The sequence below is a fragment of the Flavobacterium sp. N2270 genome (assembly GCF_025947225.1).
GTDB lineage: Bacteria > Bacteroidota > Bacteroidia > Flavobacteriales > Flavobacteriaceae > Flavobacterium.
Genome location: NZ_CP110005.1, coordinates 1,149,661 through 1,171,423 on the forward strand (window position 1 = coordinate 1,149,661; position 21,763 = coordinate 1,171,423).

Genomic DNA, 21,763 nt, shown 5'->3' on the forward strand with positions numbered 1-21,763 from the left:
CTTGTCAGAAATGACAAGCTTTAGTTTTTTTTTAAGAATTATCCTAAGAAAGGGTAACTATAATGTTCAGGTGTTACAAAAGTTTCTTTGATGGTTCTTGGAGAAACCCATCTTAAAAGATTTAAAATAGAACCTGCTTTATCATTTGTTCCTGATGAACGTGCACCGCCAAATGGCTGACAACCTACAACGGCTCCAGTTGGTTTGTCATTAATGTAAAAATTACCTGCACAGTTTTGTAAAGCAACAGTTGCTTCTTCAATTGCATATCTACATCCGCTAAATACAGCTCCAGTTAAGGCATATTCAGAAGTTTCGTCTACTAGTTTTAATGTTTCAGCCCATTTAGCATCTTCATATATATATAGAGTAACAACAGGTCCGAATAATTCTGTTTCAATAGTTTTGTATTTTGGATTTGTAGTTACGATAACTGTTGGTTCAATAAAGTAACCTTTAGATTTATCGTAGTTTCCTCCAACAATAATTTCTGCATCACTATCTTTCTTAGCTTGGTCAATATAGCTTGCTAATTTGTCAAATGAACCTTCATGAATTACAGCTGTAATGAAATTTTTCATATCTGCAGGAGAACCCATTTTCATCGATTTTACATCTGCAATTAATTGCTCTTTTGCAGCTGGCCACATACTTTGTGGAATGTAAACTCTTGAAGCTGCACTACATTTTTGTCCTTGGAACTCAAAAGCACCTCTTGTAATCCCGGTAACAACTTGTTTTACATTTGCAGAAGGATGAGCGACGATAAAGTCTTTCCCTCCAGTTTCCCCAACAATTCTTGGATATGTTTTATAGTTGTGAATGTTTCCTCCAATTTTTGCCCATAAGTCTTTAAATACATGAGTTGATCCTGTGAAATGTAATCCGGCGAAATCTGGACTAGCTAAAACAGTTTCAGTCACCATAACAGGGTCACCGTAAATTACGTTAATAACACCGTCTGGTACTCCAGCTTCTTTAAAAATATCAATAATAACTTTCGCAGAGAATATTTGACTGTCACTTGGTTTCCAAACAACAACATTACCCATCATAGCCGCACTAGCTGGTAAGTTTGCAGCAATTGCTGTAAAGTTAAATGGAGTAATAGCGTAAACAAAACCTTCTAAAGGTCTGTGCTCAACTCTGTTCCATGTTGTAGAGTCAGAACCAGGTTGTTCTTTATAAATTTGAGTCATATATTCTACGTTAAAACGTAAGAAGTCAATTAACTCACAAGAAGCGTCAATTTCAGCTTGGTGAATCGTTTTTGATTGCGCAATCATTGTTGCCGCATTAATTTTTGCACGATATGGTCCTGCAATTAATTCGGCAGCTTTTAAGAAAATTGCAGCTCTACTTTCCCAAGACATTGCTGCCCATTTAGTTCTAGATTCAAGTGCATTGCTTATTGCTTTTTCAACATGCGATTTTTCAGCTAAATGATAAGTACCTACAATATGTTGGTGGTCATGGGGAGCTGACATTGTTCTTGTGTTTCCAGTTCTTATTTCTTCAGAACCAATATATAATGGGACGTCAATTGTTGTGTTCCACATTTCATCATAAGCGGTTAATACGCGGTCTCTTTCTGGTGTGCCAGGAGCGTAAGATTTTACAGGCTCATTAACTGCTTTAGGAACATTAAAAAATCCTTTTGACATAATATTATTTTTAAGAATTATTAAATTTTTTGCAATGCAAATTTAATAAAAAATAATCGAATCTCAGGTAACTTTAGTAGCAGAGTTTTGAATCTAAAATATTAATTTAGAGCGAATGGAGCGCTAAATTTAAAAGTAGGTATTATTACTTTAAAGCTTTTTGTTGAAGTAAAGTTAATCATATTATAAAACCCATTCATCGCTCCAATGGGAGATGATAATAAGCAACCTGAAGAGTAAGTATGAGACTCACCTGGTTTAATAACGGGTTTTTTGCCAACTACACCTTCGCCATCTACAATTTCTTTATTATTTAAAGCGTCGTAAATTTCCCAATGTCTTGAGTTTAGTTGAACTGAATCTTTGCTTTGGTTGTCTATTGTTATTTGGTAACTAAAAGCAAAATGAATTTTGTAGTTTTTGAAGTATGTTCCTTCAAAACTAGTTAATACAGAAATTTTTATACCTTTTGTTATTTGTGTTACCATTTAGAAAAATAGTATTGATGTAAATAAGATTAATGATATGGTTATTATAATAATTGGATAAAATAATAAATTCAAAAGTACAAATTTAAATATTGTTTTCCAACGTTGATTTTCATAAAAATATCTTAAAGATTTGTACAGATATATTGGGAATAAGATTAAAAATGAGCCAATTAGTATGATTTCATATAAGTTATTTGAAATAAAACTCAATAATGTATTGATGAAAAGAATAATAAATAAAAAGGTGTAAAAAGTGTAAGTAAATACTAAATGATCTGCAAAATTGTATTTTTTGGTATAAAAAACTAACCAGAATATTAAAGTAATAAATGGTAAAGAGATAAAAATAAGAAAAGGTAATTTAGAAATAAAATAATCTCCAATTTCTCTTTTTAAATTATTTGATTTTAAACTTTGGGCTTTATTGTATAAAAATCGATTGAGTCTATTGTCTTTGTATTGAAGGTTTTTAAATGCTTCTTTTGAAGTGTGATTTGAATTTTTTAAAGAGTAGTTTCTAAAAGAAGTTATTTGGTAATAATATACATCAATAATAGAAGTGCTGTCTTTTAATATTTCTTTAGATGTATAGATAGAATCAGTATGAAACTTTTTGCTTAAAACAAAATCATCAGCTTTGGTTTCTGTACTTGATGAATTCCTGTTTGCCTTGGCAGATGAGTTTTCGTGAATATTATCAATAATAAAAAACAGTATTGTAATGCTTAAAAACAATCTAAATGGATTTGCAAATGTTTGTCTTTTTCCATCTACAATTTGCTTAGCTACAAAGCCTGGTTTTGAAAATAAAAAGTAGAATGTGTTTCTTAGTTTTGAATCGTAAGCATAAAAATTAGAAAAAAATTCTTCAAAGAAATCTGAAACGGTAATTTTTTTAGTAGAATTTAATTGGCCGCAATAATGACAATATTTCTCACTTACATCTAACGGTGTGTTGCAGTTTAAGCATTTGTCGCTTCTGTAAGACTGGTCTTTTCTTTTGGTCATTTTTAATTCCTAATGGTTTCACTGTTAGTTCTAGTAATTCCTATAACATGATCGGTTCTGTCATTATTTCCTTTGTAATAAATGATAGCCACATAGTTGTTTTCAGTTAAGTAAAAATTTCCGTCAATTGCATTTTCAAAGTCAATATTTTTTTGTGTATCAGCAATTACATATTGGTAGTTTATGTATCCTTGTTTTAAAAGTATTGCTTTTTCAAACAAGCCATTTTTTGGGTTGTATTTTAACTTAAATTCATCACCTAGGCTATAGTTGTTAAACATGCCATTTATGTAAATGTCCTTTTCTAAGAAATAGCTTGGGGCTTCTAATGTGAAATAAACCCATGCATAATCTGCTTCTGTTTTAGGGTTTTCTGAATTGATGTTTTTACTATAAAAATTTCCGTTAAAATCAGGGAAATAAGTGTAAGGTTTATTTTGTCTTGCGTTGTTTATATATAAATGAGAGTTGTAAATATCTCCTGCTGTTACTTTTGAAACTGAGTTGTTATTGTTTCTAATGTTTGAATTGTCTAGTGTATAGAATTCATTTCCTGCCCAAAATTGAGTTTCTTCATTATACCTATAAATTAATTCGCTACCTAAGGTATATTGAGGTTTTACATTGTGTATGGCGGTGTTCCAATTTCCATTTTGAAAAAATGAAACTTTTATATTTTTAAGTGGGTTTTGAAGTACTCTTTCTCCGTAATTAATAGTCAGTTCTAAATTCTGTTTTTCGTTTAATGATTCGAAGTCTCTTGCTCTTTTTACCAATAAACTTGCTCCAATAATGTCTTCATAGATAATTATTTTTCTTGAAAAAACAATCTCTTGATCATTGTTAAATATTTTGATAATATAATTTCCGCTTTTTGTAATTCTATTGAATTTATTAGGAAAAACTTGTGTGTAATGAGAATATTGTTGTAGAGTGTTAAATGAATTTTCATAAGTCATAATTCTTTGATTATCCATTCCGTTTAGATATTCTGATTTTACTAAAGTACTTTCGGTCCAATCATAATTATAAAGTGTTATGGTGTAATAGTAATCGGCTTCGTTACCAAACAAATCATCAAATTCTAAACTAAAGCTATCTCCCAGTTTTACAAAAGGAGTAATATTATTACTATTTTGTGTAAAAGAAACAGTTTTAATGTTAAATGGTGGTTGAATTTCAGTTTCAACTTGTGAATAGCAAGCTAAATTTAAAACTATTGATAATAAAGTAATTAGGATTTTACGCATGTAATTGTTGTTAATGATTGTAAAAATAAGAATTCTCTAAAAGCTATTACAATTTTTATGCTGTTATTCGTTTTTTAATTCAATTTAGAATTATTATAAATAATAAAAATGAGTGGCTATATTTTTGGTATCGTGTTACCTAATTATTTAAATTTGCACGTTTTATAAAATAGTACTAACCATATCTTCAATACACATGTCAAAAGACATTCGAATAAAAAAAGGTTTAGACCTTAAGTTGCAAGGTGAATCAGAGAAATCAAAATCTGATGTTAGCCGATCGAAAGTCTATGCTATTAAACCTTCTGATTTTCATGGAGTTACTCCTAAGATAATAGTTAAAGAGGGTGCGATTGTAAAAGCTGGAGAAGTAATTTTCTACTCAAAAAATGATGAGTCAGTAAAGTTTGTTTCTCCTGTAAGTGGAACTATTCAAGAAATCAAAAGAGGTGAGAAAAGAGTTGTTTTAGAAATTCTTATCGCTGCTGATTCTCAAGATAGCCATTTAGAGCATAGCAAGAAAAATCCTAAAGATTTATCATCAGAAGAAGTAAAAGCACATTTGTTAGCTTCTGGATGTTGGCCATTTGTTAAACAACGTCCTTATGATGTTGTTGCAAACTCCGCTGACACACCGAAAGCTATTTTTGTTTCTGGTATTAACTCAGCACCATTAGCTGCTGATTTAAATTTTACCATGAATGGAAAACAAGATGCTTTGGCTGCTGGTTTTACAGCGTTAACTAAGTTGACACCTGGTGAAGTTCATGTAACGGTGTCTCCTTCGGCAGATTTTATGCCAAATGTAGATGGAGTTTCTGTTCATAAAGGTCAAGGAGTTCATCCAGTAGGATTAGTTTCAACTCAAATTGCAAAAATTGACCCAATTAATAAAGGGGAAAAAGTTTGGACTATCCAAATGGAAGATGTTGCTATTATTGGAGAGTTATTCTTAACAGGTAAATTAAACTTACAAAGAACAGTTGCTTTAGCGGGAACTGGTTTTAATAAACCTTCTTATGTAAACGTTACAATTGGTGCTCAAATAGCTGATGTTGTTGCAGGTAATATAAAAGACGGTAATTATAGAATTATTAGTGGAGATGTTTTAACCGGCGTTAAAAAATCAAAAGAAGACTTCTTGAGTTACTATTCAAATACAGTTACTTCAATTCCTGAAGGAGATGATTATGATTTCTTTGGTTGGAATATTCCAAGGCCTAATAAATTTAGTGTTTATAGAGCAAATATGTTTTCGTTTTTAACACCAAATAAAAAATACGATTTAAATACAAATACTAATGGTGAGCATAGAGCTTTTGTTCTTACTGGCGATTATGAGAAAGTATTCCCTTTGGATATTTACCCAATTCAATTGTTAAAAGCAATTTTGGTAAAAGATATTGATCAAATGGAAGCTTTAGGTATTTATGAAGTAGCACCAGAAGATTTTGCGCTTACAGAATATATTTGCGTTTCTAAACAAGAGCATCAGGCAATTGTTAGACACGGATTAGATATAATGATAAAAGAAGTAGGTTAATCTTCAAGAAATTTAAAAATCACTATAATGGGATTGAAACAAAATTTACATAACTTAAAGGAAAAGTACAGAGGTACTAAATTCGAGCAAGGTTTTAATGCTTTGCATACTTTTCTTTACTTACCTAATATGACTACTCATAATGGTACTCATATTAAAGATGCAACCGATCTAAAACGTGTTATGAACACAGTAATTATGGCAATGGTGCCAGTTTTAATTTTCGGTATGTTTAATGCTGGTTTTCAGCATTATTCACAAATAAATGGTTTTCCAGAAGGAATCGCTTTTTTGTCTAGCGAATTCTGGACACTAGACAATTTATTAATTGGAGCTCAAAAAATTCTTCCTTTATTAATCGTTTCATACGGTGTTGGTTTAGGTATTGAGTTTATTTTTGCGACAGTTAATAAACATGAAGTAGAAGAAGGTTATCTTGTAACAGGAATGCTTGTGCCACTTATTGTTCCAGTTGATTTGCCTTTATGGATGCTTGCTGTTGCAGTAGCATTTGGGGTTGTAATTGGAAAAGAATTATTTGGTGGAACAGGAATGAATGTTCTAAACCCTGCTTTAACAATTCGTGCATTCTTATTCTTTAACTGGGCAGCTTGGATGTCTGGAGATAAAGTTTGGGTTCACGGAGCTGTTGACGGAGTAACTAAAGCTAATGGAGTAGATGCTATTTCTGGGGAAACAATTTTGGGTACTTTAGCTGCTAATCATACACCTAGCTTTTCGGCTTCAGATATGTTTTTTGGTATGATACCTGGTTCTGTTGGAGAAACATCAACGTTCTTAATTTTATTAGGAGCAGCTTGGTTAATTTTTACTGGAATTGGAAGTGCTAGAATTATGATATCATCAGTTGTTGGTGCTATTGTAATGGGATTAATTTTTAATGGAATTGTTGATGCTGGTGTTATCACTGAATCAAGTAAATTCTATGGATTAATGGCTTTCCCTTTCTGGCAACACTTATTAGTTGGTGGTTTAGCGTTTGGTGTTGTGTTCATGGCAACAGATCCTGTTTCGGCAGCACAAACTAATAAAGGGAAAATTATTTACGGTTTCTTAATAGGATTCATTAGTATATTAATTCGTGTGTTTAACCCTGCTTATCCAGAAGGTGTTATGATGGCGATTTTATTAATGAACGTTTTCGCTCCAACAATTGACCATTATGTGGTTCAAGGAAATGTGAAAAGAAGAATGAAACGTTTAAACACAAAAACTGCTTAATTATGTCAACTAAACGTACAGATTCAAATTCATATACTATTATTTTTTCAATAATATTAGTATTAGTAGTAGGTTCTTTATTGGCATTTTTTGCAAATGCTACAAAAGAAATGCGTGATAACAACGATAAAGTTAAAACGCAAATGGATATTTTAAGTGCAATGGGTGTCGATTCTGACAGATCAAATGCTACTGAGACATTCAATCAATATATTAAAACACAATACGTTATCGAAGGTGAAAAAGTTACTGAAGATAAAGAAGCGTATTTAATTAATATAAAGAAAGAATTAGATAATGCTAAACAAGGTTTGGTTCAAAAATTACCTTTATTTGTTGGTGAAAAAGATGGGAAAAAACTTTACATCGTTCCAGTAAGAGGTAACGGACTTTGGGATGCAATTTGGGGATATATCGCTATAAATGATGATTTAAAAAGTATCAATGGAGTGTTTTTTGACCATAAAGGTGAAACGCCAGGTTTAGGAGCTAACATTACCGAATCGTTCTTTAAAGATGATTTTAAAGGTGAGATGCTTTTTGATGCTGAAGGAAATTATAAATCGGTTGAAATTTCTAAATCAAACGGTGATCCAAATAATGAAGATAAAACAGATAATCAAGTAGATGCTATATCAGGAGCAACAATTACAGGTACTGGAGTTGGAGCAATGTTAAATTCTGGGATTAAGTTATACTTGCCTTATTTCGAAACTTTAAAAAAATAAGCTATGGCAGAAAATAAAAACATAGAAAAAGAGCCATTGTTCTCAAAAAAGAATATAGGTTTAATTAAAGATCCGCTTATGGATAGTAACCCTATTACTGTTCAAGTATTAGGTATTTGTTCTGCATTAGCAATTACTGCTGAGTTAAAAGCTTCTATCATTATGGCATTGTCTGTAATGTTTGTTTTAGCTGCTGGTAACGTAGTTATTTCGTTAATGAGAAATATTATTCCTTCTGCAATTCGAATTATTGCTCAATTAGTAGTAGTTGCTGCTTTAGTAATTCTTGTAGATTTAACTTTGAAAGCTTATGTGCCAGATTTGGCTAAGAAACTTTCAGTATTCATCGGGTTAATTATTACAAATTGTATTATCATGGGACGTTTTGAAGCCTTTGCTTTAGGAAACGGACCTTGGAAATCTTTCTTAGACGGTATTGGTAATGCTGCAGGATACGGATTAATTTTAGTAATAGTTGGTTTCTTTCGTGAGTTATTAGGTTCTGGAAAATTATTAGGTTTCCCAGTATTTGGTGATCCAGTTGAGAAAACAGGACTATACGCTATAGGATATGAAAATAATGGTTTTATGTTATTAGCTCCAATGGCGCTTATTACATTAGGATTAATTATTGGATTCCAACGTTCAAGAAATAAAAGTCTAATAGAAACAAACTAAGAAATGGAATTATTACAATTATTTTTAAAATCAATATTTATTGATAATATGGTATTTGCAACATTCTTAGGAATGTGTTCTTACTTAGCAGTTTCTAAAAAAGTATCTACAGCAGTAGGTCTTGGAGCAGCAGTTATTTTCGTAATGTTAGTAACAGTTCCTTTAAACTTCTTATTAGATCAATATTTATTAAGACCAGGTGCATTAGTATGGATGGGACCTGAGTATGCAGACTATGATTTAAGTTTCTTAACATTTATTCTTTTTATTGCTACTATTGCAACAATGGTACAATTAGTTGAAATGATTGTAGAGAAATTTGCTCCAGCATTATATACATCATTAGGTATTTTTTTACCTTTAATTGCTGTAAACTGCGCAATCCTTGGAGGTTCATTATTTATGCAACAAAAAGAATTTAACAACATTACAGAAGCAACTGTTTACGGTGTAGGTTCAGGTATAGGATGGTTTTTAGCAATTGTTGCAATTGCTGCAATTAGAGAAAAAATCAGATATTCAAATGTTCCTCCTGCTTTCAGAGGTTTAGGTATGACATTTATATTAACAGGTTTAATGGCAATTGGTTTTATGTCTTTTGGGGGGATGCTTTCAGGAGGCGATAGTGCTGAACCTAAAAAAGAACTAGTTGAAAATGTTACTCTAGCTACAACAGAAGTTGTAGAAGAAGTTGCAGATTCTACAGTTGTTGAAACAGCAAACGATTCATTAACCATAACAGTACAACAATAATTATGATAGCTTTAGAAGTAACTACTGGTGGTTTAATCAGTACAACAGTAATAGCGTTTTTAATTTTATTATTAGCTCTTGTCGCAATTATTTTATTTGCAAAAGCTAAGTTAGTACCGTCTGGTCCTGTTAAAATTAAAATAAACGGAGAAAACGAAATTGAAGTAGGTTCTGGTAACACATTGCTTTCTACATTAGGTTCTAGTAAAATATTTTTACCTTCTGCATGTGGTGGAGGTGGAACTTGTGTTCAATGTAAATGTAAAGTTTTAGAAGGTGGTGGAGAAGCATTACCAACAGAAACACCTCATTTTAGTAGAAAAGAATTAGCTGAAGGTTGGCGTTTAGGATGCCAAGTGAAGGTTAAGTCTGATATGGTAATTGAAGTTCCAGAAGAAGTGTTTGGAATTAAGAAATTTGAAGCAAAAGTTTATTCTAACTATAACGTAGCGTCTTTTATTAAAGAGTTTATCGTTGAGTTGCCAGAAGATATGCATTACGAAGCAGGTGGATATATCCAAATTGAGATTCCTAAATGTGAAATCAGTTTTACAGATATTGACATTACTGCTCATCCAGTTGAACATCCAGGTGAACCTGAAAAATTCAAAGCAGAATGGGATAAATTTAATTTATGGCCATTAGTAATGAAAAATGGAGATTTGGTTGAAAGAGCATATTCTATGGCTTCTTACCCAGCTGAAGGAAGAAAAATTATGTTGAATGTACGTGTTGCTACTCCGCCATGGGATAGAAACATCAATGGTTGGGCAAAAGTAAATCCAGGTGTTGCTTCTTCATATATTTTCTCTAGAAAAGCAGGAGATCCAGTTGTAGTTTCTGGTCCTTATGGAGAATTCTTCATTAACGAATCTGAAGCAGAAATGCTTTATGTAGGTGGTGGAGCTGGTATGGCACCAATGCGTTCTCACTTGTATCATTTATTCCGTACTATTAAAACAGGACGTAAAGTTACCTATTGGTACGGTGGTCGTTCTAAGCGCGAATTGTTCTACACAGATCACTTTAGAGCTTTAGAGAAAGATTTTCCTAACTTCAAATTCTATTTAGCATTATCTGAGCCTCAAGCAGAAGATAATTGGAAAATTAAAGATGGAATTGACGGAGAAGGAGATGGATTTGTTGGATTTATACATAATGTTGTAATTGATAATTATTTATCAAACCATGAAAATCCAGAAGATATTGAATTATATTTCTGTGGTCCACCAATGATGAACAACGCTGTTCAAAAAATGGGTGAAGACTTCGGACTTGATCCTGAAAACATCAGATTTGATGACTTCGGAGGTTAATATATCAAAAACCGATTCAGAAATGAATCGGTTTTTTTAATTTAATTCCAATAACTAAATCAACACATTTCCAAATTAACTATTTTTGTACTATGGAAGAGTTAACTGAACAAGAATTACATCAAATAGGCATGAACCACGTAGGGAAAGACCTTGAAAAAAAAGGTTTTGAGTTCATTGCAATTAATAGTCAATTGAAAAAGCATCCACAATTTGTTTGTGTTGATACACAAAACACTTTACATTTTGTAATGGTACAGGTAGTTCCTTATCCTATTAATCCAGAAGAACCAAATGTTTTGTTTGTAGAAACATTTATCAATCACGCAAAATCAAAAAAAGCAAAAGTATTGTTTGCTGGAGTTGGAATTGCTAATGCCGAAGATTTAGAAAAGCCAATTTACACAACATCAGATTATATCATCAATTACAATGGTTACAAAGAACTTTTATAGGCTTCTGGTACTTTTAGTACTTACAGTTTCTTGTAAGAAAAAAGAAAATCAATTTTTTGTTATTCAAGGAGAAGCACAAGGAAGTACATATAGCATTAAATACATTGCTAATGAAGAATTGGTTACTAAAAATCAAGTTGATTCTTTATTATTGGCTTTTGATATGTCTTTGTCTACTTATCGACCTGACTCTAATATTTCTAAGTTAAATGCTGGAGATTCTACTATTATTGTAGACAATATGTTTGTAGAAACATTTAATGCTTCTCATCAGATTTATAAAGAAACTAACGGCTTATTTGATCCTACAATTGGTGTTTTGGTCAATGCTTATGGGTTTGGTCCAAATCATCAGCGAAAAGACTTAAATCAGCTTCAAATTGATAGTTTGTTGGAATATGTTGGTTTTGATAAAGTGAAATTGAATACAAATAAAACAATTTCTAAATTACATGCATCAACTTATTTTGATTTTAATGCGATAGCACAAGGTTATTCGGTAGATGTTATGACAATTTTCTTAAAGTCCAAAGGAATTGAAAACGCAATTGTAGAAATTGGAGGAGAGTTATTCGCGCTGGGAAAAAACACAATTGACGCTAAGAATTGGGTGGTAGGTATAGATGATCCATTGCAATCTGAAAATGAACGTAAATTAATTGCAACTGTTAAATTGGAAAATCTTGGAATGGCAACTTCAGGAAATTATCGTAAAGTAGTTATTGACTCTATTACTGGAGAGAAATTCGTTCATACTATAAACCCAAAAACAGGAAAACCTCAAAAAAGTAATGTGTTGAGTGCAACGGTTTTGACTTCGACTTGTAAAATGGCCGATGGTTATGCTACAGCTTTTATGGTTATGAGTTTAGAACAAAGTAAATTATTTATAAAACAACATCCAGGTTTATACGTAATGATCATGTATGCTGATGAAAATAACGAATTACAACGATTTACTTCAGAAAATTTTAATCAATTGTTCAAAGAGTAATTACTTAAAACAAACCGGAATAATTTCGCCTTTAGCTAAACAATATTTCTCAACCAATTCAGGAGAAATTGTATTGGTGTAATCTATTTCTTCAACTTTGAAGCCAATACTTCTTAATTTGTCAAAATAATCTCTGCCATAAATTCTAACATGGTCGTATTGACCAAATATTTTAGCTCTTTCTTTAGCATCGGTAATAGAATCATCTGAAAAAGTAACTTCTCGTGATAAATCTTGTGGAATTTGAAATATTCCCATTCCGCCTGGTTTCAATACGCGATATAATTCTTGCATCGCTTTAGTATCATCCGGAATATGTTCTAAAACGTGATTGCACAAAACAATATCATAAGCATTATCTTCAAAAGGTAAATTACATATATCTGCCTTTACATCGGCTAATGGAGAAAGTAAGTCGGTTGTGGTGTAATTTATATTGGCCTGTTTTTTAAAGCGCTTATAAAACTCTTGTTCAGGTGCAAAATGAAGCACTTCTAATTTATTTTCAGAGGTAAAGAAATTCGTTTCATTTTGTAAATACAACCATAACAAACGATGTCTTTCAAGCGAAAGTGTACTTGGTGAAAGTACATTGTTTCTTTGAGTACCATAACCATAAGGTAAAAACATTTTAAAGCTTTTTCCGTCAATTGGATCGGTGAACTTATTTCCTTTTAATACTAAAGCAATAATTGGGCGAACCACAATGCTTAAACGAATTAAGATTGGTCTTGGTATCGTATTTAAAATAAACTTGAATATTTTTTTCATATAAACACTAATTTCACTAATTAGCACGAATTAAATTTATAATATCAATCTTTTATATTTTAAGCTGTCTTCTCCAAAATTTACAAGTAACCCCAACTTACATTTAGAGGCTGCTAAATAATTTAAAACTTGTTTAGTTTCGCCAGAAGATAATTCTTGAATTGCTTTTAATTCTATAATGATACTATCATAAACTGTAAAGTCAGAAAAATAATAACTTGGTAATTGAATCCCTTTGTATTCAATTGTATATTTCTGTTCTCTTATATATGGAATATGATTTAATTTGAATTCTATTTCTAAAGCATCTCCATAAACCTTTTCATTATGTCCTTTCCCTAAATGATTGTGCACTTCCATACACAGTCCAATTATTTTAAATACTTCTTCTTTATGAATTAATTCACTCATCTATTAGTGTTAATTTGTGGAATTGGTGTTCAATTAAATTGTAAAAGGGACTTGTCTTAACCCATCTTCTTCATTGGAAGTTATTCCTAAAGCTTCATATATGTAAGCGAATGTTGAAAGTAATTCTGGTTTTCCATCAACTATAGCTACATCGTGTTCAAAGTGAGCAGAAGGTTTTCTGTCGGCAGTTGTAATTGTCCAACCGTCTTTATGTTGTACAATGTTTTTAGTTCCCATATTAATCATCGGTTCGATTGCGATAACCATTCCGTTGACTAGTTTTTTTCCACGACCACGTTTTCCGTAGTTTGCTACTTCTGGATCTTCGTGCATTTTTCTTCCAATTCCATGCCCACAAAGCTCACGAACAACACCGTAGCCATGGCTTTCACAATATTGTTGAATGGCATAACCAATATCCTCAACTCTGTTACCAACTTTAGTTTCTTTAATTCCTATATATAAAGACTCCTTAGTTACTTGTAATAACTTTTTTGTTTCTTCGGCAACCTCACCTACTTCAAAAGTATAAGCGTGGTCTCCGTAAAAACCATTTTTCAAAGCGCCACAATCAACTGAGATAATATCGCCATCAACAAGAGGTGTGTTGTTAGGTATTCCGTGTACAACTTGAGTATTCGGACTCATGCATAACGAATTAGGAAAGCCATACATGCCTAAAAATGCCGGTTCAGCTCCATTATCTCTAATGAATTCTTCGGCAAGTTTATCAAGGTATAAAGTAGTTACACCTGGCTTTATTTCTTTAGCTATTAATCCTAATGTTTTAGAAACGATTAAAGCACTTTCGCGCATTAATTCAATTTCTTCTCTTGTTTTTATAATAATCATATCAAAAAATTATGAGCACAAAAGTACAATTTTCTAAACAATTTTAATTTCAATTTTAAAAATTGATTTTTAAATGAGAATTATCATGTTTTAAAAGCTGATTCAATAGTAATTTTGCAGAATATAAAATCACATTAGGTATGAGTAAGTATGTAACAGCTGCAGAAGCTGTAAAAATTGTAAAATCAGGAGATAGGGTTTATGTGCAAGCTGCGGCAGCAACACCAACTATTTTGACTAAAGCTCTTGCTGAAAGAGCTTCAGAATTGAAAAATGTAGAAATTTGTCATTTGCATACAGAAGGAGATGCTCCCTATGCAAACCCTACTTTAGCAGAAAGTTTTCATGTGAATTCTTTTTTTATTGGTGCAAATGTTCGCCATACTTTAAAAGCTGGTAACGGTTCTTATACACCGGTTTTTTTAAGCGAACTGCCGCTACTTTTCAGAAAAAATGTCTTAAAATTAGATGTTGTTTTTATTCAAGTTTCACCTCCAGACAGTCATGGTTATTGTTCCTTAGGTGTTTCGGTAGAAGCTTCTGTAGCTGCAATTGAAAATGCAAAAACCGTTATTGCGCAAGTTAATCCAAATATGCCGAGAACTTTTGGAGATGGAATTCTTCATGTATCAGAAATTGATTATTTGGTTGAAGTTAATGTTCCAATATTTGCTCATGATGTAGTTTCTTTTACAGCTGAGGAAGATAAAATAGGTACTTATATTGCTTCGTTAATTGAAGATAAAAGCACTTTGCAAATGGGTATTGGTTCAATTCCAAATGCAGCTTTAAGTAAATTAATAAACCATAAAAATTTAGGACTTCATACTGAAATGTTTTCTGATGGTGTGATAGATTTAATTGAAAAAGACGTAATTAATTGTAATTATAAAAGTGTAAGTAGAGGTAGAGCATTGGCTACTTTTTTAATGGGTTCTAAAAGACTATACGACTTTATAGACGACAATCCTTTTATTGAAATGAAAGAATCTTCTTTTGTAAATGATACGGCAAAAATTAGAAAAAACAACAAAATGGTTGCTATTAATTCTGCTATTGAAGTAGATTTAACAGGTCAAGTTTGTGCAGATTCTATTGGTGCTAAAATGTATTCAGGAGTGGGAGGACAAATGGATTTTATTAGAGGAGCTTCTTTAAGTGAAGGCGGTAAAGCTATTATTGCTTTACCTTCAATTACCAAAAAGGGTGAAAGTAGAATTGTGCCTTTTTTAAAGCAAGGAGCAGGTGTAGTTACCACTCGTTCTCATATACATTATGTAATAACTGAAAATGGGATAGCAGATTTGTATGGAAAAACATTAAAGCAACGTGCTACACAATTAGTTAATATTGCACATCCAGCACATCAAGAAAGAATTGACAGAGAGTATTATACACTAATAAATAGTTTGTAACTTATTGTGTTAAAATAAATAAAATAAAAATTTTTGGTAACCATTAATAACCTACCTTTGACGCAATAAATTTTATATAAATGAATATTTTCGTAGGAAGTCTTCCGTACAGTATTGAGGAAGCAGATTTAAGAGGTTTTTTTGAAGATTATGGAACTGTAGATTCAGTTAAAATAATAATTGATAAATTTACTGGAAGAAGTAAAGGGTTTGGTTTTGTTGAAATGCCAAATGACGCTGAAGCTCAAAAAGCAATTGATGAGTTAAACGGTGGAACTGTTGAAGGTAGAACGATTGTGGTAAACAAATCTGAGCCAAAACCAGAAGGAGAAAGAAGAAGCTTTAACAATAACCGTGGTGGAAACAATGGTGGTAGTAGAGGTGGTTACTCTAACAACAGAGATAACAATAGAGGAGGTTATTAACTAACATTCTTTTCTAAAATAAAAAAAATCCCGCTGAAAGCGGGATTTTTTTATTCAGGGTTAGCCATTGTTTTATATAAATCTAAAGCAGACTGTAAATAACTATTTGTTAATTGAATGTTTGACAGTTGAGCAGTTACCAATGTGTTTTCTCTAGAATTAATTAAAAACAAAGAACTTTCTCCCATTTGAAACAATCTTTCTTCTGCGTTAAGCATTTGGTTATAGCTAATCACTAAGTCTGATATTAATTGTATTTGTTTTCTATAGGAATTAATCTCATTTTTTTGTCCTTCTATTTTGTTGATTAAAGTTTGTTGCTCAAAGTTTAGACCAAATTGAGATTCAGAAACTTTAACTTTAGCTAATTTTAAATTTGCTCTTTCTTTTCGAAGAAATAAAGGGAATGAAAAATTTACACCGAGTTTGTAATTGTTTAATCGATAATCATCGAAAGCACTTGGTTCTGAAAGATAATTATAGTTTAGATCTAATTTTGGAAGCAAACTATTGCTTGCTAATTTTGTTTCTACATTAAGAATTTCAATTTTACTATTTAAAGCTTCAATTTTTGGGTGATTTTGGATAGAAAAATTTTGAAAATCATCAATTTTTAAAATAAATAGGAAATTTTCATTTAATACTTCTTCTGGTCGAATGAAATCTTCAATTTCAAAGGGAGTTCCGTCTTCTGTCCATAAATAATTAGATAAGGCTAGTTTAGCTTTTATTAACTTAAGTTTTGAATTTTCTAAATTTAGTTTTCTAGTTTTAACTGTAATTCCTGCTTCAACACTGTCAATTGCAGGTTTATCTCCTTCTTTAATAAGTGTAAGAATACCATTATAACGAGTAGTTGCATTTTTTAAATAATCATCATATAATTTAACTTCATCAAAAGCTCTTTTCCAATTAATATAACTTTGTGATGCTTCATAAATTACCTCTGTTAACATTATTTTGCGTTCGGCTTCATTTACGCGTTGGTATATTTTTGCTTTGCGCAATTCGGCCATTCGCTCATTTATCCATAAGCCTTGTCCTATTGGAACACTAATTCCTAACGATGTTAAGCCGCTGTTAGGTAAGTAATTTTCAGGGTTTAAATATATTCCTTCCGAATTGTCAAAAGCGGCTTTAATCTCAATTCCGTACCAAGTTGGAATTTTAAAACTTCCATTAAAAATAGAATAATAGTTTTTGTCTGTGTATTCTTTTTCGGTATAAACAGCTTCCAACTTTGGGTCAAAACTGCCTCTTGCTTTCATAAGTTTTGCTTGTGCTTCACTTATTTTTAAATTAGCTTGTTTAGTAAGTGGATGAGTTGTTTTTACATAGCCCAAAAATTCTTCAAATGATAATACATTAGAATTAGTTTGAGAGTAAATAAGGTTTCCAATTAAAAAGAGTATAGCGATATACGTTTTTTTCATACTTTTACTTTTTAGTTTGTTCACTACTTGCAGGGTTGTAAAAATTAGGAGGAAAACCGTTAAGAGTTCTCCAAATTTCAAACCAAATAGGAACACTATCTAATAATGCTATGGTTTGTGTTCCTGCTCCAATGCTTAACTCTTTAGGCCATTTTTTTTCACTATTATCGGGCGCAATTAAAATTCTATATTTTCCGTTTTGACTAATAAAATTCTCTTTAGCAACAATAATTCCTCCAAATGTACCATAAGATGCTCCTGGCCAACCACTAAAAACAATTGATGGCCAACCGTCAAACCAAACGCGAACTTTTTCTCCTTTGTGAATCAATGGAAAATCGACAGGGCTAACATATGTTTCAACAGCAATATCAAATTCTGAAGGCATAATGCTAACAATTGGAGTTCCTTCTTTTAAGGTTTCCCCAATTCCTGATTGTAAAGCTCTATTTACATAACCATTTTGAGGGGCAAGTATATAATACATTCCGTTTCTAATTTGGTAATTTGTATATTGATTTTTCAATTTGTTTACTTGAGCTTCTGTGTCAAATTGTGAACTTAAAGCGGTTTGTTTGTCGCTGCTTGCTTTGGCATTTTTTTCGGCATATTCTGCAATAATTCGATTTAATTCCATTGTTGCATTAAGTACCTCGTTTTGACTTGAAATATATTTGTTTTCTTGGGTAACAATTTTGGCTTCTGTTTCTTGAAGTTTCATTCTTTTTTCCTCAACGTCTGTTAAAGGTTTTAAACCTTCTTTATTTAAGTTTACCGAACGATTAAATTGTGTTTTAGCAATTTTTAATTGTGTTTTTGTTGCTTCAAAATCAATACTATCGCTTTTTACTTTTAAATAAGATTGTTTTAATTTGTTTTGTGCTTGTTTGTATTTTAAGTTTTTTTCATTTTCAATTGCACTCATTTGCATTTCTAATGCTTTAACTTTTCCTTCATATGAAGTTACTGCACTTTCTTTTGCTTTTACTTGGTTACCTGTGTTCTCAATCAAATTTGGATCTAAATAATCTTCCTTAATTTCAGATATAAATAAAATAGTATCTCCTTTTTTTACATAATCTCCTTCATTTACATGCCATTTTTCAATTCTACCTGCTATTGTAGTGTGAATGGTTTGAGGGCGTTGATTAGGTTTTAAAGTGGTTACAGAACCAGTTCCTGATACATTTTGCGTCCAAGGAAGAAAAAGTAATACAAATAATAATATGCTAAAAACCCAAATTGTTCGCTTTATATTTTGATAGCCTTTATTGTCTTCAAAAACTTTGGATGATTTATATTTTTCTAAATCAACCCATTTGTCTATTCTGTTATTTGTAATGTTTAACATAGCTATTTAATTGATTTGATTGTGTTTTTTTCTAATGTTGCAATCTTTGTGCATTTTTCTTTCCAATATTTCCCTTTAGCTATCACTACTAAGGTCCATGGATTTTCAGGTGCAGTTAAAAAGTCAATGATTTCTCCAGCACTATATTTATCTAATTTTTCAACTGGTTCTTCAAGAAACAATAATTTAGGTTTTGTTATTAAACATCTTGCTAATAATATTTTTTGAATTGATGCTGAGTTTATTCTTTTTCCTTCTGAAACCATTAAAGTATCTAATCCAGCGGGCAGTGATTTTATTAAATTGGTTAACTTTAATTTTTCTAACAACTCTGAAACTTCTTTTTTAGAAATGTTTGGATTGTTACATGTAATGTTTTCATAAATTGTTCCTTCAAAAGGGCTGTCATCAATTGTAATTACTCCAATATTATTTCTGAAATCTTCAATGCAATATTTTTTAATATTAGTATCATTTAAGAAAATGCTTCCAGTTGATGGTTCAATTAATCTTGCAAGTAAACGTAATAAAGTTGTTTTCCCACTGCCGTTTTCTCCTTGAATTAGAATTCTATCTCCTTGATTTATAGTTAAATTAATTTCTTTAATTACAGGAGTATCACTATCTGGAAACTGGAAAGATATTTCTTTTGCTTCTAAGCAAATATCTTCGTCTTCTAAATAGTAACTTGTGTTTAAGTGTTTTGAGTTCTCATCTAATTCTAAATCTACAACTGTACCTAGTTTTTCTAGCGAGGTTGTTACATCATAAAATAATTCTAAACCATAAAAAAGCTTTTCAACTGCAGATATTATGGTAATAATGATAATTTCAGCAGCTACAAATTGCCCAATATTCATTTGTTGGTTTAAAACTAAGATTCCTCCAATAATTAGTAATCCGGCAGTTATAAGTACTTTAAATCCTGTTAGTTGGATGAACTGTTTTCTTAAAACTCTAAAGTGGCTTTCTCTGTGTGACAAATATTCATTTACTAATGTATCATTTTTATTTAATGAAAATTCGAAAAGTTTTCCATTTTTAAAACTTAAATGATTTCTTGCAATCTCTTGCAGCCAATGTGCTACTTTGTATTTGTATTTTGACTCTTTTAGGCTTGTTGATAAACCTGTATTAAAATTTATTTTAAATATAATATATAGTAAAACAAGTAATATTATTCCAAAAAATATAAAAAACGAGTGATAAAGCGATAATAAAAGAATCCCGAAAATAATTTGTAAAGCTGAAGTAGAAACTTCTAATATTAATTTTGAAAACCCTTTTTGAACTGTTATGGTGTCGAAAAATCGATTTGCTAATTCTGGTGGAGAATAATTATAGATTTGGTCAAATTTAATTTTTGGAAATCTATAAGCAAACTCAAATGATGATCGAACGAATATTTTTTGTTGTAAATTTTCGGTTATTCGAAATTGCATTATTTTTAAAATTCCAACAAATGCTACACCAATAACAACTATGAAAACCAAAACTATCCAAGAAGTACTTACTTGACCAGCCTGTATAAAATTGATTATAGATTGAATTCCTAGTGGAATAGATAAACTAATTAGTCCTGCTAATACTGCATATATAAGTAGTTGATAAACATCTTTTTTATCAACTAGTATTAAATTTTTAAATCTTTCTATTGGACTCATGCTAATGTTTTTTTAATCATGTGAATATAAAAATCAGAAAGGCAATCTTTTTCTGATAAATTTGTAATGGTTTTAAAATGATCTTTTAAATAATGCTGATGTAATGAACCCTGAACTACTGAAGAAGCCAAGCTTTTTGCATATGGATATTCAGGATTTACCTCAGTGATCATATCCATTAATCTATTAATAACTCTTTTGTAGACTAAAAAAAAGCCTTCTTTGTTTTCTGTATCTACATCTTTTGTAAGTAGTGTTTTTGAGAAATCAGAGATTATAATTCTATTTAAAATTGATTCATCTATATGCGGAGTGTTTTTGTCGTCAATTATGTTTTGTGTTATTATTTTAATACATATAGATAGTTTGTCTAATGGATTTAAGATGTTATGTGTTGCAAATACTAAATTATACTCAATCCAAGACCAATACCAAGAAGAAAGATAAATTAATAATTTATGTTTATTCTCAAAATACCTATAAATTGAACTTTCATTAGAGTTTATTTTTTCTCCTAACTTTTTAAATGTAAATGCCTCAAAACCAATTTCGTCAATTAAAACGATGCTGTTTTTTAATATTTTACGACCAAGTTCTGATGTTTCAGGATCTTTTACATAAAGCTTGTCGTTGATGGTTATTTTTAAATTAGATAGTAAATTTTGCATTTTTAAATATTTATATTGCAAATATAATAGTATTACTATTAATAAATAAGTGTTTAACTTTTATTTAAGTTATGTTTAAAAAAAAAATCCTGAAAATTTCAGGATTTTATGATTTATTTTTTTGTTCTGTTTTATTCAAAATAAATATGTTTATAGCTTTTGCTAGTAATAATATCTAGCATGTCTTGTTCTAAAGATACAACAGGAGATTCAACAATTCTATTTACTTCTTTTCCGTTTTTATAAAAAATAAAAGTTGGAACATTAGTAATATTTAATCCTTTTTCAAATTGTTCAGGAGTAGTTTTGTCTCTTGACATTGTAATTAAGGTTGTTTTTTTTGAAGGGAAGTTAACCTCTTCTAATATTTTATAGAATTTTGGCACTTGATTTTGACTATCTTCACACCATGTTCCCATAAAAATGATAATTGTGTAGTCTTTTATGTTTTTTTGAATTTCACTTTTTATTTCTTCAGTTAAAGTATAGTTATTATAATTTTGAATAAACCATTCGTTAAAAGGTTCTTGTTGTAAGTCTTTCTGTGTTCCTTTTCCAACTAATATTTTTTGCTCATCATGCATTGTAAATTTTGCTTTTGGAGCGCATGAAGTGATCGTAATGGCAATTAATAATAATATTTTCTTCATA

22 protein-coding genes are annotated in these 21,763 nt (G+C 30.7%); 10 read left to right on the forward strand and 12 right to left on the reverse strand.

What is annotated here, in order from left to right; genetic code table 11:
• Positions 1-38 precede the first annotated feature (38 nt).
• The 4 genes from pruA to OLM55_RS05300 all read right to left on the reverse strand — a co-directional run bounded on the left by pruA (position 39) and on the right by OLM55_RS05300 (position 4,413).
• Positions 39-1,664 carry an L-glutamate gamma-semialdehyde dehydrogenase gene (gene pruA / locus OLM55_RS05285; RefSeq protein ID WP_264560369.1) on the reverse strand — a complete coding sequence of 542 codons (1,626 nt, stop codon included), beginning with the start codon at positions 1,662-1,664 and terminating at the stop codon, positions 39-41.
• A 101-nt stretch (positions 1,665-1,765) separates the two neighbouring features.
• Positions 1,766-2,152: a Co2+/Mg2+ efflux protein ApaG gene (gene apaG / locus OLM55_RS05290; protein WP_264560370.1), complete on the reverse strand. Its 387-nt coding sequence runs from the start codon at positions 2,150-2,152 to the stop codon at positions 1,766-1,768.
• Positions 2,153-3,163, reverse strand: coding sequence for a DUF3667 domain-containing protein (locus tag OLM55_RS05295; RefSeq protein ID WP_264560371.1), 1,011 nt, complete (start codon positions 3,161-3,163; stop codon positions 2,153-2,155).
• A gap of 2 nt (positions 3,164-3,165) precedes the next feature.
• On the reverse strand, positions 3,166-4,413 hold the full coding sequence (locus OLM55_RS05300) for a DUF5103 domain-containing protein (RefSeq protein ID WP_264560372.1): 1,248 nt from the start codon (positions 4,411-4,413) through the stop codon (positions 3,166-3,168).
• A gap of 196 nt (positions 4,414-4,609) precedes the next feature.
• On the opposite strand from OLM55_RS05300, the gene OLM55_RS05305 reads away from it, so the two are divergent.
• From OLM55_RS05305 to OLM55_RS05340, 8 genes are all read left to right on the forward strand, one after another.
• Positions 4,610-5,956 (forward strand): Na(+)-translocating NADH-quinone reductase subunit A, encoded by a 1,347-nt coding sequence (locus OLM55_RS05305; protein ID WP_264560373.1) that lies wholly within the window; start codon positions 4,610-4,612, stop codon positions 5,954-5,956.
• Positions 5,957-5,983: 27 nt separating this feature from the next.
• Entirely contained in the window at positions 5,984-7,198 is a 1,215-nt protein-coding gene (locus OLM55_RS05310; RefSeq protein ID WP_264560374.1) for an NADH:ubiquinone reductase (Na(+)-transporting) subunit B, read from the forward strand.
• 2 nt (positions 7,199-7,200) lie between these two features.
• Entirely contained in the window at positions 7,201-7,926 is a 726-nt protein-coding gene (gene nqrC, locus OLM55_RS05315) for an NADH:ubiquinone reductase (Na(+)-transporting) subunit C (RefSeq protein ID WP_264560375.1), read from the forward strand.
• A gap of 3 nt (positions 7,927-7,929) precedes the next feature.
• Positions 7,930-8,604, forward strand: a complete 675-nt coding sequence (locus OLM55_RS05320; RefSeq protein ID WP_264560376.1) for an NADH:ubiquinone reductase (Na(+)-transporting) subunit D — start codon at positions 7,930-7,932, stop codon at positions 8,602-8,604.
• Positions 8,605-8,607: 3 nt separating this feature from the next.
• Complete coding sequence (gene nqrE, locus OLM55_RS05325; RefSeq protein WP_264560377.1) at positions 8,608-9,357, forward strand: NADH:ubiquinone reductase (Na(+)-transporting) subunit E; 750 nt, start codon at positions 8,608-8,610, stop codon at positions 9,355-9,357.
• A gap of 2 nt (positions 9,358-9,359) precedes the next feature.
• Positions 9,360-10,673, forward strand: coding sequence for an NADH:ubiquinone reductase (Na(+)-transporting) subunit F (nqrF, locus tag OLM55_RS05330; protein ID WP_264560378.1), 1,314 nt, complete (start codon positions 9,360-9,362; stop codon positions 10,671-10,673).
• Positions 10,674-10,765: 92 nt separating this feature from the next.
• On the forward strand, positions 10,766-11,128 hold the full coding sequence (locus tag OLM55_RS05335; protein WP_264560379.1) for a Na(+)-translocating NADH-quinone reductase subunit F: 363 nt from the start codon (positions 10,766-10,768) through the stop codon (positions 11,126-11,128).
• Positions 11,106-12,122 (forward strand): FAD:protein FMN transferase, encoded by a 1,017-nt coding sequence (locus OLM55_RS05340; protein WP_264560380.1) that lies wholly within the window; start codon positions 11,106-11,108, stop codon positions 12,120-12,122. Before OLM55_RS05335 ends, OLM55_RS05340 begins: the two co-directional genes overlap by 23 nt.
• On the opposite strand, the gene OLM55_RS05345 is transcribed toward OLM55_RS05340, so the two are convergent.
• From OLM55_RS05345 to map, 3 genes are read right to left on the reverse strand one after another with little or no spacing between them, the layout of a single operon-like run.
• Positions 12,123-12,893 carry a class I SAM-dependent methyltransferase gene (locus OLM55_RS05345; protein WP_264560381.1) on the reverse strand — a complete coding sequence of 257 codons (771 nt, stop codon included), beginning with the start codon at positions 12,891-12,893 and terminating at the stop codon, positions 12,123-12,125.
• Positions 12,894-12,929: 36 nt separating this feature from the next.
• Positions 12,930-13,304, reverse strand: coding sequence for a GxxExxY protein (locus tag OLM55_RS05350; RefSeq protein ID WP_264560382.1), 375 nt, complete (start codon positions 13,302-13,304; stop codon positions 12,930-12,932).
• A 33-nt stretch (positions 13,305-13,337) separates the two neighbouring features.
• The gene (map, locus tag OLM55_RS05355; protein ID WP_264560383.1) at positions 13,338-14,156 is read right to left on the reverse strand and encodes a type I methionyl aminopeptidase; all 819 of its coding nucleotides are present in this window, start codon (positions 14,154-14,156) and stop codon (positions 13,338-13,340) included.
• A 140-nt stretch (positions 14,157-14,296) separates the two neighbouring features.
• Between map and OLM55_RS05360 the strand changes: the two genes are divergently transcribed.
• A complete protein-coding gene (locus OLM55_RS05360) occupies positions 14,297-15,571 on the forward strand; it encodes an acetyl-CoA hydrolase/transferase family protein (protein WP_264560384.1) in 1,275 nt (424 codons plus the stop codon).
• Positions 15,572-15,651: 80 nt separating this feature from the next.
• Positions 15,652-15,996 carry an RNA recognition motif domain-containing protein gene (locus tag OLM55_RS05365; protein ID WP_264560385.1) on the forward strand — a complete coding sequence of 115 codons (345 nt, stop codon included), beginning with the start codon at positions 15,652-15,654 and terminating at the stop codon, positions 15,994-15,996.
• Positions 15,997-16,046: 50 nt separating this feature from the next.
• Here the strand turns inward: OLM55_RS05365 and OLM55_RS05370 are convergent, their stop codons facing one another.
• The 5 genes from OLM55_RS05370 to OLM55_RS05390 all read right to left on the reverse strand — a co-directional run bounded on the left by OLM55_RS05370 (position 16,047) and on the right by OLM55_RS05390 (position 21,762).
• Entirely contained in the window at positions 16,047-17,429 is a 1,383-nt protein-coding gene (locus tag OLM55_RS05370) for a TolC family protein (RefSeq protein WP_264560386.1), read from the reverse strand.
• A 4-nt stretch (positions 17,430-17,433) separates the two neighbouring features.
• Positions 17,434-18,780 carry an HlyD family secretion protein gene (locus OLM55_RS05375; protein ID WP_264560387.1) on the reverse strand — a complete coding sequence of 449 codons (1,347 nt, stop codon included), beginning with the start codon at positions 18,778-18,780 and terminating at the stop codon, positions 17,434-17,436.
• Between the two features lie 2 nt (positions 18,781-18,782).
• A complete protein-coding gene (locus OLM55_RS05380) occupies positions 18,783-20,444 on the reverse strand; it encodes a peptidase domain-containing ABC transporter (RefSeq protein ID WP_264560388.1) in 1,662 nt (553 codons plus the stop codon).
• Complete coding sequence (locus tag OLM55_RS05385; RefSeq protein ID WP_264560389.1) at positions 20,441-21,112, reverse strand: TetR/AcrR family transcriptional regulator; 672 nt, start codon at positions 21,110-21,112, stop codon at positions 20,441-20,443. Before OLM55_RS05385 ends, OLM55_RS05380 begins: the two co-directional genes overlap by 4 nt.
• A 131-nt stretch (positions 21,113-21,243) precedes the next feature.
• Positions 21,244-21,762 (reverse strand): thioredoxin family protein, encoded by a 519-nt coding sequence (locus OLM55_RS05390; RefSeq protein ID WP_264560390.1) that lies wholly within the window; start codon positions 21,760-21,762, stop codon positions 21,244-21,246.
• Position 21,763: the final 1 nt, after the last annotated feature.